Genomic DNA, 13,786 nt, shown 5'->3' on the forward strand with positions numbered 1-13,786 from the left:
AGTGCCTCCTGAATGGGGCTGCCACAACGGCAGCCCCAAATTTTTGCGGTAACAAGTTTTGAGTTTGAATGATGCGATGGGTTCAACCCATCGAAGGATTATGAACGTGCGACTGCTCTCTACTGCTTCCCTCCGTGCTCTCTGCCTTGCGTCTGCATTTTCCGCCGCGCTCGTAAGCGCCTTCGCGCAGCAAAGCCTGCCTGTAGCGCAGTTGTCGTCCGTCGATCACTTTGACCTCGGCGAGAATCCCCTGACAATCCGCCAGCCTGCGCAGGCTAATCGGCCTTTCAGCGTGACGGGACAGCGCGGCGCCATCATTGGACAGCAGGATGGCACGTTCGAGCTATGGCTGTTGCCCACGAAGATTCTGCATAACGCACGTCTGACCGCGCAGCTCGACGGCTACGGTGCTGTGATTGATATGAACCAGCAGGCGTCGACGATCGAGGTGCATCCGGATCACACGACGATCACGCTTGCGCACGCGGCCATCACAATAAAAGAGCATCTCTTTATTCCACGAAGCGCAACGACAGGTGTTGCGTCCGCGATGGTGCTGCTTGAAATACACTCCGTGCGCCCCGCGCAGATCACGCTGAGCTTTGAGCCTTCGCTCGAACGGCAGTGGCCCGCGCCGAACTTCGGACGTCCCGGCGCAGGCTGGGTTCCTATGGGTAACGGCGGAGCGTTTCAACTGGAGAGCGACAACCCGAACTTCTACGGCATGGTGGCCATGCCTGGCAGTACACCCGGCTTGGTTCGTCCCTTCCAGGAAGCACCCAAGAGCGAGTCTCTCAGCTTCCACATCGCCTTCGATCCCGCGAAGGACAGCGGCAGGTACTTTCCTCTACTCGCGGCGGTGACGGATGCGAGCGCCGTTCCGGTGGAGAACGGCAAAGCGAAGATGCGGTCTGCTATCGCAGACGCGAGCGCGAATGTGGAGAAGCTGTATCGCTCCACGGCGGACTTCTACGCGCACTTCTTCGACACGAGGCTCGTGGTCGAAACTCCGGATGCGCGTTTCAATGACGCGATGCGCTGGGCAGAGGTGTCGATCGAGCAATCGAAGGTGGCGACGTCTTCCGGCAGCGGCCTTGCTGGCGGATGGTTTATTTCTGGAGACTCCGCGCGTCCTGGCTTCGGTTGGTTCTTCGGCCGCGACACGCTCTTCACGCTCTATGCGGTGAATAGCTACGGCGACTTTGCGCTAAGCCGTGAGTCCATGGACTTCCTCCTGGCGCACCAGCGCGAAGACGGCAAGATGATGCACGAGTACTCACAGACGGCGGATCTTCTGGACTGGAAGAGCCTTCCGTATCTTTATGCGGCAGCGGACTCCACGCCGCTCTTTGTGATGCAGATGGCGGACTACGTTCGTGCAAGCGGCGACACGGCATACCTTAAGCAGCATTGGGACAACGTGAAGCGCGCCTACGCCTTCACCCGAGCACACACGACACGTGGCGTCTACGACAACACGCAGGGAACCGGATGGGTAGAAGAGTGGGTGCCGAAGGCTCCCTTTCAGGAGGTCTATCTCGCGGCTCTGGATCAGCAATCGAGCGCCGCGATGGCGGAGCTTTCGACGCGCATGGGCGAGACCGATCTCGCGACGCAGGCGAAGGACACGGCAGTTACAATCGAGAAGCAGCTTGCCGAGTTCCATAACGATGGCGGCTTTTATAACTTCAGCCGCAATCAGGACGGAAGCTTCGACACACAGCCTACTGTCTTTCCGTCAGTCGCATGGTGGGATGGTGGCCTGAAGCTTCCGCAGGCCGACGCGCAGCTTTCACGCTGGGCGGGCCATAAGTTTTCAACGGACTGGGGTATGCGATCCATGGAGACCGGCGCTGCCACCTACGATCCCATCAGTTATCACCACGGTTCAGTATGGCCGCTCTACACAGGATGGACGGCGATGGCGCAGTATCGCAACAGCAAGCCGCTGGCAGCGTATGCGGACCTGGAGCAGAACATCGCGTTGACGTGGCTGCAGGATCCCGGCGCGATCACGGAAGTGCTCTCGGGCGAGTTCTACCAGCCGCTGGGACGTTCGAGTTCGCATCAACTCTGGTCCTCCGCGATGACGCTGACGCCTGCTGTGCGCGGCTTGTTTGGCGTGGAGATCGATGTGCCACGCCACTTGCTGCATCTCTCTCCCCAACTTCCCGCGGACTGGCACGAGGCCAAGCTGCACCACATTGCCTTCGGCGAAGCCATGCTGGACATCACGATGCATCGTCGTGGAGAGCATCTTGATCTGGAGGTCGTCAGCGATAAATCGACGGTGCTCTGCATTCAGACGGAGGCTGTTCTGGATACAAAACGTGAGTGCAAGAGCGCAACTACAACGCGCCACCACGTCACGCTGAAGCTGCCCGCTTTTGAAGTCGCTCTTGCGCCGCAGATCGCGGTGCCGGGCGAGACGACGCAGCAGTGGAAGGTGACGCAGGAAGAGCGCACCGAGCGCGGCCTGAAACTCACGTTGGAAGGCCCCTCGGGATCGACGCAACTGCTGCACCTGCGTCGCAATGGAAACGCGAGTCGCGTGCCCATGTTGAAAGGCGCGCAGATGGTTGGCGATAACCTTCTGGTGATGGCGCCGGTTACAACTGCAGGAGAGTATGCCCAGCAGGAAGTCGAGCTGAAGTGGTAGCTGGCGCCGCGACGTGCCTTGCGCTGCAGGATTACGTATACTAGTAGCTGTTCGGGCTGCATCCGCGTATCTCACGGAGCGGCACTGGGGATCCAATGAGTCTGATTCAACCCGGTATGCAGGGGCACAGCATGAGCGCGCGTAAAACAACCCCGCAAAGCCTGCAGGACCAGAAGCGACGCCAAACTCCCATCACAGCACTGACAGCCTATGACTACGCTACCGCGCGTCTTGTCGACGAAGCTGGCATCGATCTTCTTCTCGTCGGCGACTCTCTGGGCATGGCCGTTCTCGGCTATGAGTCCACGCTACCCGTTACGATGGAAGAGATGCTGCATCACACACGTGCCGTTCGCCGCGCCGTGCACAGTGCGCTTCTCGTCGCAGATATGCCTTATGGCAGCTATCACCTTGGCACGGAAGACGCTGTGCGCAACGCCATGCGCTTAGTAAAAGAAGCTGGCGCGGAGGCGGTCAAGATCGAAGGCGGCTCGGAGCGCGTGCATCTTGTCGCGGCAATGACGTCGGTGGAGATCCCCGTCGTCGGTCACATCGGCCTCACGCCGCAGTCGGTGCATCGCACCGGTGGATACAAGGTGCAAGGCCGCACCCTGGCGGCGGTTGAAACGCTCTGCGAAGATGCGCTTCTTCTGCAGCAGGCGGGTGCGATTGCGATTGTGCTCGAAGGCGTTCCGCGCGAGGTCGCCACACGCATTACGGCTAGCCTGGAGATTCCTACCATCGGCATCGGCGCGGGGCCTGAGTGCGACGGCCAGATCCTCGTCTTTCACGATCTCTTCCAACTTACCTTCAACCACACGCCAAAGTTTGTTCGAAGTTTTGGAGACGCTGGTGAACTCTTTCGCAGTGGCCTCGAAGCATATCGCGAAGCTGTCACTGCGAAAACTTTTCCCAACGATACAGAGAGCTATCACCTCTCGCACGACGTGCTGCAGGAACTGAACGAGCCAGATCTCGTACCCGCGAAGAGGCGCTAAGCCATGCGTATTCTCCTTACCGTTGCGGAACTGCGCGCGGCGCGCTCTGAACTGCTGCAGCGCGATGCCACGGCGACGCTCGGTCTCGTTCCGACGATGGGCGCACTGCATGACGGGCATCTCGCGCTCGTTCGTGCTGCAAAAGAGCGCTGTCGTTTTGTGGCCGTCTCCATCTTCGTCAACCCGCTTCAGTTTGGCCCCAGTGAAGACTTCTCTCACTATCCCAGGACCTTCGATCAGGACTGCACATTGCTTCTAAAAGAAGGTGTGGACCTGGTCTTCGCTCCGGCAGCGGAAGAATTGGTTCCCGCGCACGCAACCACTTTTATTCAAGTCGGTGGCATCGGGGATCGACTTGACGGTAAGTCGCGACCGGGCCACTTTCGTGGTGTCACCACGATCGTTGGAAAGCTCTTTCACGTCGTCGCTCCGCATGCGGCCTTCTTCGGGCAAAAGGACGCAGCGCAGGTGGCTGTGCTGCGCGCGATGGTACGCGATCTCAACTTCGATCTCGATCTGGTCGTCTGTCCCACGGTGCGCGAGCCGGATGGTCTAGCGCTGAGTTCGCGCAACCGCTATCTCAGCGCCGAAGAGCGTATCCATGCTCTGGCTCTCTCTCGAGCTCTGCAGTCCATCGCTTCGATGAGCGTTCAGGAGAAAGATGCGCGCGTTCTGCAGGAACATCTTCGTTCCTGCCTTGCGGCTGCCGAGGGCATTCGTCTCGACTATGCCGAGGTCGTCGATCCTCGGACGCTCGAAGCGATCACCACGATGCACAAAGGCGCGCTCGTAGCGGTTGCTGCCTATGTTGGCAAGACCCGCCTGATCGACAACATTGTTCTGCCCTCGGGGAACACGCCATGAACATTCTTCTCGCAGTGACCGGCGGGATCGCCGCGTATAAGGCCGCTGAACTAACCCGCGAACTTCAGCGTCGGCTGATCAGCGTGCAGGTCGTCATGACTCCGTCGGCGGAGGAGTTTGTCCGCCCGCTCACGTTCGCCGCACTTACCGGCAAGCAGGTTTTGACTTCACTGTGGCAGCCCGCTGTGGAAGGGAGTGACGAGTTCTCCATCGAACACATCGCCGTCGCTCATTCCATCGACGCGCTCGTGGTTGCGCCCGCAACCGCGGACAGCCTTGCGAAGATGGCACACGGCATCGCGGACAATCTCTTCCTCAACATCTTTCTGGCGACGAAGGCTCCCGTGATCGTCGCCCCCGCGATGAATGTGAATATGTGGGAACATCCCGCGACGCAGGCCAACCTTCAACTGTTGCGTCGAAGGGGCGTCCTCATCGTGGAGCCGGATGCGGGCTATCTCGCGTGCGGCATGATAGGCGGCGGCCGATTGGCAGAGGTCACGCATATCGCGGACGAAGTAACACGCCTGCTTACGGTCAAAAGCGACCTCTCTACGGAGACGGTGCTCATCACGGCAGGCGGAACGCAAGAGCCCATCGACCCTGTTCGTTACATCGGCAATCGCTCCAGCGGCAAGATGGGGCACGCGCTCGCGCAGGCAGCCATGGATCGTGGCGCACGCGTGATTCTTGTGACTGCATCGGGAGAGTCCGCGCCAGCTACATCCGAAGTGATCCGCGTTCGTACTGCGGAAGAGATGCGTCGCGCAGTCCTGGATCGTCTGCCGGATGCGACAGTGGTCATCAAAGCCGCCGCCGTTTCGGACTATCGCGTAAGCGATCCATCTTCTCAAAAAGTGAAACGGTCCGGCGCGCTAACGCTTCAGCTCGAACCAACGGGAGACATTGCCCACGCGGTCGCAGCACAGCGCCAGCCCGGTACACTTGTGATCGCCTTCGCAGCAGAGACGGAAGATCTACTCACGCGGGCACGGCGCAAACTCGTAGAAAAGAACGTGGATGCCATCGTGGCTAACGATGTCTCCCAGCCGGGAATTGGCTTCGATGCGGAGGACAATGCGGGATTCTTCCTTACTCCTTATGAAGAGATTCCTCTGTCTCGTTCCAGTAAGCGTGAGATGGCGCATCGCATTCTGGACGAGCTTCTCCGCCTGCGAACGCATCAGAAAACGGATCGATCGGAAGCAGGCGGGAACTTAGCTGCAACAGAAAGTCACTAACACTATGCTGAGAAATTTTCTTCGCTCCAAAATTCACGGCGCCGTCGTAACCGAAGCCAATACGGCGTACGTCGGCTCGCTTGCGATCGATGAAGATCTTATGGACCTTGCAGGGATCCAGGAGAATGAAGTGGTCCACATCGCGAACGTCAGTAATGGCGAGCGACTTACAACGTATGCGATCCGTGCTCCGCGTGGATCGCGCGTAATCTGCGCGAACGGTGCGGCGGCCCACAGGGTTTCTGTGGGAGACAAGATTATTATCTTTGTCTTCGGCTGGTATGACGAAAGGGAAGCGGCGCAACATCATCCTGCGCTTGTGTTTGTCGATCGCGAAAATAAAGCCACCCACCGTCCTCTTCGTGAGGATCACGCACAGACCGCTGAAGAGATCGCAACCGCAGAAGAACTTATCTTTCTTTCCTGAATTGGTTTTGCTTAAGGCATCACGCCGTGTCATATTACGGCAATGCATTCATATCGCTGCACGGTCTAAGGCAAACGTCCTAGTGGTTTCTAAGTAGATAAAAATTCAGTAAAAACTTTAATGAAATTTTAGAGACTTTCTGTAGTTAAATCTCGTCAAAGGTTGCAAGACAAAACAGCTCACTTATGCCTTGCATAGATGCAGTTCTAACTGCACACGCGGTATTTTTTGTTGCGGCTCGGCCACTTAGTTATCTCCCCCGGTCGTTCATTACGAAGAGCGAGAAAGATCCCTATCTCTCGCCGCGTATCTCATAAAACTGCGTTGCGAGACGACGCTTAACAGAAGTTTCATTTGGAGGCAGACCCATGAAACGTACCGCCACGCCCTTCGCGTGGGCGATCCTGTTCGCCCTTTTTTGTAGTCTTCCCGTTCTGGGACAGACCGTCACTGGCTCGATTCGTGGAACCGTTACCGACCCAACCGGCGCGATCATTGCAGGTGCCAAAGTAGTCGCAACCAACGCAGCGACCGGTGTCAGCACGACCACCACTACGAACTCCTCCGGCGATTACTCCATCCGCTTTCTCCAGATTGGACAGTACAAAGTGAATGTCTCGGCTGGAGGATTTACGATCTCCAACTACGGCCCATTTGCGCTGGAGATCGATCAGACTGCCAAGGTGGATATTGCCCTGACGGTCGGCTCCGCCACAACGACAGTGGATGTCACAGACCAGATGCAGCCGATTCTCAATACAGAGAGCGCGACGCTTGGTCTTACCATTACCGAAAACACAATCAATTCGCTTCCTCTCAACGGCCGCGATTTCAGCCAGCTCGCGGTGTATACGCCGGGAGCGGTCTCCCCGGGCTTTCCTTCCTTTGGTGGCTCTAACTCGACCGAGCGGTCCACCGGTGCCGACAACGAAGTCTCCGTTAACGGCAACCGTCAGCAGTCGAATAACTACCTCCTCGACGGGCAGGAAATCAACGAAAACATCAACAATACGATTGGTTACAACCCCAGCCCCGACGCTCTCGCGCAGATGCGCGTGATCACCAGCAATGCCAACGCAGAGTTTGGAAATGTGAACGGTGGCACCATCGTCGCTGTCATGAAGAGTGGAACCAACCAGTTTCATGGGAGCGCCTTCGCTTACCTGAAAAACGAGAACCTCAGCGCCAACAGCTGGAGCAACGATCACAACGTCCCCGGGCAGATCGTCCCAATCAATCCCTTCACCTCGACGCAGTTCGGTGGCACCATCGGCGGACCGATCTTCCGGGATCGCCTCTTCTTCTTTGCGGATTATGCGGCGGCGCGGTCACACACGGGCGGACTTCTTACCGCAAGCGTAGCGCCTGCAGCCTTCCGCACGGGAAACTTCGCCTCACTACCCTTTCAGCTCTATGACACGCAGGCTGCGGGCGGCCCAGTTCCCTACGCCAACAACCAGGTTCCCATCACAAGCAAGGTGGCGCAGTTCCTCTTTGCGCATCCCGAAATCTACCCTCTTCCGAACGCGCCGGGCATCGACGCTCTCGGAATTCAGAACAACTTCGTCGGTCATCAGCGCAAATTCAACGCGAATGATCAGGGCGACATCAAAATTGACTGGCATCTGCACAGCAACGATGTCTTTACCTTCCGCTACTCGCAGGGCATTGCACGCGACGGTCAAATCACGAATCCTTTGCCGGTACAGTTTCCCAGCAGCAGTGATTATCCTGATCATCTGTTCAACGCCACCTGGGTCCGTTCCTTCAGCTCTTCGATCGTGAACTCCTTTGCTGCGAACTACGGTCGCATCCGTTTCAACAGCGGTGTTACGACCGATCCCAGCGGCGTCTTTGGCTTCAACGGCAATAACCTCGTTGGAATTCCCAGCGCGGCTCAACTGACGCAGGGTTTCAGTCAGCAGACCTTCAGCGGCGGAAGCGGAGCGTTCGCGATCGACAACGTTGGAGCCAACCCCACGCCCGAGATCTTTATCGACAACATCTTCGGCTACTCGGACAACCTGACATGGCAGAAGGGCAAGCACCTGCTCAAGTTCGGTGTGCAGTTCATTCGCTATCAACAGAACAGCTTCTACCCTGGCAACGATGGAGAGCTTGGATCGTTTACTTATAACGGTACCTATACCGCCCTTCCTGGTGGTACCACCTACCCCTTTGCGGACTTCGTGGCAGACCGGTCCAGCGATGTATCCGTCGGAGCTGTGACCGGACGTACGGGACAGCGGCAATGGCGCGATGCCTTCTTTGCACAGGATGACTGGAAGCTTCGTCCGAATCTGACGATTAATCTCGGTCTACGCTACGAATATTCGCAGCCGATCTATGAGGTCAACAACAAAGAAGCGAACGTCGATCTCAATACCAAGGCGATCATTCTGGCAGGTCAGAACGGCGCAAGCCGCGCCCTTTATGACGCTGTCTATAACCAGTGGCAGCCGCGCGTAGGTTTTGCCTATTCGCCCACCTCACGCACGGTGGTTCGCGGAGGTTACGGTATCTCCAGCTATCTGGAAGGAACCGGCGCCAACCTTCGTCTTACCCAGAATCCTCCCTTCCACAAGGACTTCGAGCAGCAGGGTGTTGCTCCAGGCACGGTCAACGGCGTCTACAACCCCGGAAAGTTCCTCCAGGCCGCGAATGGCTTTCCTACCACTCAGGTTCCGACCACGACGTTCTATGTGTGGCCTAAGGACTTGAAGCCCGCTGTCGTTCAGGAGTTCAGCCTGACGACCGAATACCAGATCAACAACACGTCCTCGTTCCAGATCGGATACGTTGGCGTGCTCGGTCACCACCTCACCGATCCCTACTGGGGCAACCAGTCCACGGGCGTCGATGCGAACGGAAACGCGCTTCCTGGACCTCTCGACAACATCGTAGGCGTGGGCGGCGTGATCAAGATCACGCAGACCCAGTCCGCAAGCAACTACAACGGATTGCAGGCTACCTATCGCCTCCGTCCCACGGGCGGCCTGGAACTCACGGCTAATTACACCTACTCGAAGTCGCTAACGGATGATATCGGCTTCTATGGCGTCACCAACAACAACAGCGGTCAGTACTACCAGCAGAATGCCTACGACATGCGTTCGGAGTGGGGACCTGCCGGTACGGACACGCGCCATAACCTGTCGGTCACGGGCGTTTACAACGTTCCCTTCGGTCGCGGCAAGAAGTACGGTGGTGGTTCGAACTTCGTGGTGGATTCTCTCCTCGGCGGATGGAAACTGAGCGGTTCGGAGGTCTATTACTCGGGCTTCCCCGTAACGCTTAGCTCACCTGCTGAATTCTCAAGCCGTGTCTTTGCCTTCTCTGGTTCGGCGCGTCCACAACAGAACCTCGCTTACCACCAGAAGAACCGCGGACTGAACAACTACTTCGGTACTGTGGGGACAACGCCTGGCGCGGGAACGGACATTACCGTCTGCGATCAGTCGGTGGGTGCTTGTACCTACAGCCAGCAGCCGCAGGGTGCCTTCGGCAATGTGCGGCCGGGAACCTTCCGCGCACCGAGCTTCCACAACATCGACATGGCGTTGGCTAAGTCCTTCAGCGTGTATCACGAGCATCGTCTCGAGTTCCGCGCGGACGCGTTCAATGCCTTCAACATCGCCAGCTATCAACAACCAGACAGCAACGTCACGGACACTACGTTCGGACAGATTACGAACACGGTCAGCAACAGCCGCGACATTCAGCTGTCTCTGAAGTACGCGTTCTAAACGAACCACTGTCCACTCGGCGCGAGAAAAAGGAGGGCATTCGCCTCCTCTTCTCGCGCCGAGTGCGTTTTAAGCAAAGTCCTGCCCTCGCGAGGGAATTTCCTCACTTTCCAAGGGCATGGGGAGAGACTCTTTCGGGGGACAGACAGAAAAGCGTCGATTCAAGTATTCTCGCTGCATGATGTCCGGGGCTCCTTCTTCGATTCAAAAAAAGTGCTGGCAAAAAAATGCGACGGGAAGGCGCCTGTCGCGCCTCGCCCGTTTGCGAGCGATCGAACGTCGCTGGGTACGCAGCCTGCGTCTTATTTTTCTGGGAAGTTCTCTTTTATTTTCAATAGCTTACGGCTCTGCGCAACAGACTTCGGAAGCGCTGAACACTTTGCCTGAATCTCCCGGAAGTTCCATTTCAGGAAGGGAATCGGCTGGCGAGCAATCCGAGCAGAAGTCTTCCAGCAGCATCAGCGGCACCGTGCTCGACCTCAACGGAGGCATCGTCCCGGAGGCGAAGGTGACCCTTAAGATGGAGGGTGCTTCGGCAGAGACCGTCATCACTTCGGATGGTGAAGGCAACTTCCGGTTCTCGAGTCTCCCCTCTGGTAAGTACAGCGTGACCATCAGTTCGCCCGGCCTGGAGACCCTGAAGCTGGACGAGATCGTCCTGCACGAGGGACAAAATCATCAGCTTCCCAAGATCGCACTACCCCTGTTGCGCACAAGCACCGATGTCCAGGTCGTCGTTACGCAAAAAGAGCTCGCCGTCGAACAGGTGAAGCTCGCGGAGAAGCAGCGCGTCCTCGGCATCGTTCCGAACTTCTACAGCAGCTACATCTGGAACGCCGCTCCGCTCCCGGCCAAACAGAAGTTCGACCTGGCGATGAAGTCGCGCACCGATCCTGTGGCTTTTGTGATCACGGGCGTTGTGGCTGGCATCGAGCAGGCGCGCGACCGGTTTCCCGCATACGGCCAAGGTACCGAAGGATATGCGAAACGCTATGGGGCCTCCTATGCGACCAGTGCCGTTGGCCGGTTCATGGGATACGCTGTTCTTCCTTCCGTCTTTCACCAGGATCCGCGCTACTTCTACATGGGATCGGGGAGCACCAGGTCCCGCGCATTCTATGCCATGACAAGGCCCTTCGTGACCCGTGGAGACAACGGGCGTTCGCAGCCGAACTACTCCTACATCCTGGGCAGCTTTATCGCCGGAGGCGTCTCGAATCTCTACCATCCGGCAGACGATCGCGGAGCCAGATTGACGGTCGACAACGCCCTGTTGGGCATTGCGGCCAGCTCCATCGGCAATTTGGTGCGCGAATTTGTCCTGCGGAAGTACACGCCCAGTGTGCCGAACTACGCACAGGGCAAACCGTAGCTACTCGATGCGTGGCGCGTCTGTGGCTTGTGCGAGATCGTCGTCCTTGGTCTCTCGTACCAGCAGAAGGCCGGCGAGCGAGAGCGCTGCTGCTGTGGCAAGGTAATAGCCCACATACGGCAGGCCGTAGGAGCGGGCGAGGTACGTTGCCGCATAGGGCGCGAGCGATCCGCCCAGAATGCCCGCGAAGCTGAAGGCCAACGAGCTTCCCGTATAGCGAACAGGCGTGGGAAAGAGCTCCGAGATCACGGTACCAAGCGGGCCGTACGTCATGCCCATCAGCGCCAGGCCTATGCCCATCATGGCCAAAGCTCCCGCCGTTCCCGCAACGAAGATCTTCGCCATCACCAGACCGAACAGCGCAATCGCTACCGTGACCGAGAGCATCACGCGGCGTCGGCCACGCTCTGCCAGCAAGGCGGAGATCGGGATGGTAAGCGCAAAGAGCGGAATCACGGCCATCTGCATCAGCAGGAACTTTCCGCGGCTGAAGCCCAGCACCGTTGTGCCCCACGAGAGTGCGAAGACCGTCATCAGGTAAAAGAGAACGAAGGTTGCGAGGCAGACCAGAATGCCCGCGAGTAACGGACGCGTGTGGCGGCGCATGACCGTGAGCATCGGGAACTTTACCTGCTCGTGGCGATCCATCGCCTTCTGGAAGACGGGCGTCTCGTGAATGGTGAGGCGGACATAGAGGCCGAGCACCACCAGCAGCGCGCTGGCGAGAAAGGGAAGCCGCCATCCAAAGCGGAAGAACTGCTGGTCCGTCAGAAGGCGCGAAAGCAGGAGAAAGACACCGCCGGAGAGGAAGAATCCAAGAGGTGCGCCAAGCTGCGGAAACATGCCGTACCAGGCGCGCTTATTCGGCGGAGCGTTTTCAATCGCGAGGAGCACAGCGCCGCCCCACTCGCCGCCAAGGCCGATTCCCTGCCCGAAGCGGCAGAGTGCAAGCAGCAGTGGTGCAGCAAAACCGATCGTCGAATACGTCGGCAAAGCGCCAATGGCAAAGGTAGACAGGCCCATCGTAGAGAGCGCGATGACCAGCGTGGTCTTGCGTCCGATGCGGTCGCCAAAGTGTCCGAAGAGCGCGGAGCCAACAGGTCGGGCAAGGAACGCGATGCCGAAGGTCGCAAGCGAGGCGAGCGTTGCCGAAGCTGGATCCGAAGCAGGGAAGAAGAGCTTCGGGAAGACCAGCACCGCCGCCGTGGCATAGATGTAGAAGTCGAAGAACTCGACCGTCGTTCCGACAAGACTGGCGAAGAGGACATGGCCGGGGCGGTTTTGGGGGACGATCACAGGAACGATAGTGTTTTCGCTTTTCACTCGCATGCACTCACAATCCTAATTGCGGAAGTACTACGACAGATAGAGCACAGGTATCCTTAAGAGGGGGTTGGCGTCTTGTTTTTTCGTTCTTCGGTTGTGTCGTTGACGATGGCAGCGGTTCTTCTGATCGCCGTCGGCGGTTGCCGTTCGCGTGTGCAGAATCGGCCCGTGGGTAAGGCCGTTTCCATCGCTGTTCCCCTGGGCCTGCCGCCGCTCCCGCTTCCGCGCGACAACCCGCCCACGTCGGACTCGATCGCTCTGGGACGCATGCTCTTTTTCGACAAGCACCTGTCGCAGGATGACTCGCTTGCATGCTCTTCCTGCCACAATCCGCAGACCTACTTCACCGACGGGCAGAGGCTCTCCAAAGGTCTCGGTGGCATGTCGCTCCGGAATGCGCCTACGGTGATGAACGCGGCGTATCTTCCCTTCCAGTTCTGGGACGGCCGCGCCCTCACGCTGGAGGAGCAGGCGGCAAGCCCCATCGCAGATCCGATCGAGATGAATCAGCCACATAATGTCTCCGTAAAGAAGATCGCCGCGGAGAGTGCCTATAAGGGAATGTTTGCAAAGGCTTTTGGAACGGACAACGTCACGCTCGGGCGCATCGAAAACGCACTCGCCAGCTTCGAGCGCACGCTCCTCTCCGGCAACTCCGCCTTCGACCGTTACCAGTATGGTGGAGACCAAACGGCGCTTACGATCTCTCAAGCACGCGGTCTTGCGGTCTTTCTCGATCCGAACAAGGGCAACTGCGCGGCGTGCCATACCGTCCGCCCACACGACGCTCTCTTTACCGACGGCAAATTCCACAACACCGGCGAAGGTGTGGGAGATCTTGACCAGTTCAGCGATGTCGGGCGATATCACGAAACCAAGGTGAAGACAGACACAGGCGCCTTCAAAACCCCAACGCTGCGCAACGTCGCCAACACCGCGCCCTATATGCACGATGGGCGCTTGAAGACCTTGAAAGAGGTCGTCGACTTCTACGCCGGTGGCGGAAACTCCAATCTTTATTTAGACCCCGAGATGAAGAAGATTCATCTCAACGGAACCGACCGCGAAGACTTGGTCGCGTTTATGCAATCCCTCACCGGTGAGATGCCGCCCGATGTCGGACCTCCGGACAAGAAGAAGTAAAGTGGAAGAG

9 protein-coding genes are annotated in these 13,786 nt (G+C 58.1%); 8 read left to right on the top strand and 1 reads right to left on the bottom strand.

Annotated elements, in window-relative coordinates; all coding sequences use genetic code 11:
* The first annotated feature begins 100 nt into the window (after window positions 1-100).
* The 7 genes from ACIPR4_RS01045 (at window position 101) to ACIPR4_RS01075 (ending at window position 11,307) form a co-directional block, all read left to right on the top strand.
* Window positions 101-2,659, top strand: coding sequence for an amylo-alpha-1,6-glucosidase (locus tag ACIPR4_RS01045; RefSeq protein ID WP_049780754.1), 2,559 nt, complete (start codon window positions 101-103; stop codon window positions 2,657-2,659).
* 95 nt (window positions 2,660-2,754) lie between these two features.
* Complete coding sequence (gene panB, locus ACIPR4_RS01050; RefSeq protein ID WP_013566787.1) at window positions 2,755-3,657, top strand: 3-methyl-2-oxobutanoate hydroxymethyltransferase; 903 nt, start codon at window positions 2,755-2,757, stop codon at window positions 3,655-3,657.
* A gap of 3 nt (window positions 3,658-3,660) precedes the next feature.
* Window positions 3,661-4,521 (top strand): pantoate--beta-alanine ligase, encoded by an 861-nt coding sequence (panC, locus tag ACIPR4_RS01055; RefSeq protein ID WP_013566788.1) that lies wholly within the window; start codon window positions 3,661-3,663, stop codon window positions 4,519-4,521.
* Window positions 4,518-5,762, top strand: a complete 1,245-nt coding sequence (gene coaBC, locus ACIPR4_RS01060; RefSeq protein WP_013566789.1) for a bifunctional phosphopantothenoylcysteine decarboxylase/phosphopantothenate--cysteine ligase CoaBC — start codon at window positions 4,518-4,520, stop codon at window positions 5,760-5,762. Before panC ends, coaBC begins: the two co-directional genes overlap by 4 nt.
* A gap of 4 nt (window positions 5,763-5,766) precedes the next feature.
* A complete protein-coding gene (panD, locus tag ACIPR4_RS01065; RefSeq protein WP_013566790.1) occupies window positions 5,767-6,189 on the top strand; it encodes an aspartate 1-decarboxylase in 423 nt (140 codons plus the stop codon).
* 368 nt (window positions 6,190-6,557) lie between these two features.
* The gene (locus tag ACIPR4_RS01070; protein WP_013566791.1) at window positions 6,558-9,935 is read left to right on the top strand and encodes a TonB-dependent receptor; all 3,378 of its coding nucleotides are present in this window, start codon (window positions 6,558-6,560) and stop codon (window positions 9,933-9,935) included.
* Window positions 9,936-10,314: 379 nt separating this feature from the next.
* Window positions 10,315-11,307, top strand: coding sequence for a carboxypeptidase-like regulatory domain-containing protein (locus ACIPR4_RS01075; RefSeq protein WP_187290231.1), 993 nt, complete (start codon window positions 10,315-10,317; stop codon window positions 11,305-11,307).
* On the opposite strand, the gene ACIPR4_RS01080 is transcribed toward ACIPR4_RS01075, so the two are convergent.
* Window positions 11,308-12,636, bottom strand: coding sequence for an MFS transporter (locus tag ACIPR4_RS01080; RefSeq protein ID WP_013566793.1), 1,329 nt, complete (start codon window positions 12,634-12,636; stop codon window positions 11,308-11,310).
* A 105-nt stretch (window positions 12,637-12,741) separates the two neighbouring features.
* Between ACIPR4_RS01080 and ACIPR4_RS01085 the strand changes: the two genes are divergently transcribed.
* Entirely contained in the window at window positions 12,742-13,776 is a 1,035-nt protein-coding gene (locus ACIPR4_RS01085; protein ID WP_144312269.1) for a cytochrome-c peroxidase, read from the top strand.
* Window positions 13,777-13,786: the final 10 nt, after the last annotated feature.

The organism is Terriglobus saanensis SP1PR4 (genome assembly GCF_000179915.2).
GTDB lineage: Bacteria > Acidobacteriota > Terriglobia > Terriglobales > Acidobacteriaceae > Terriglobus > Terriglobus saanensis.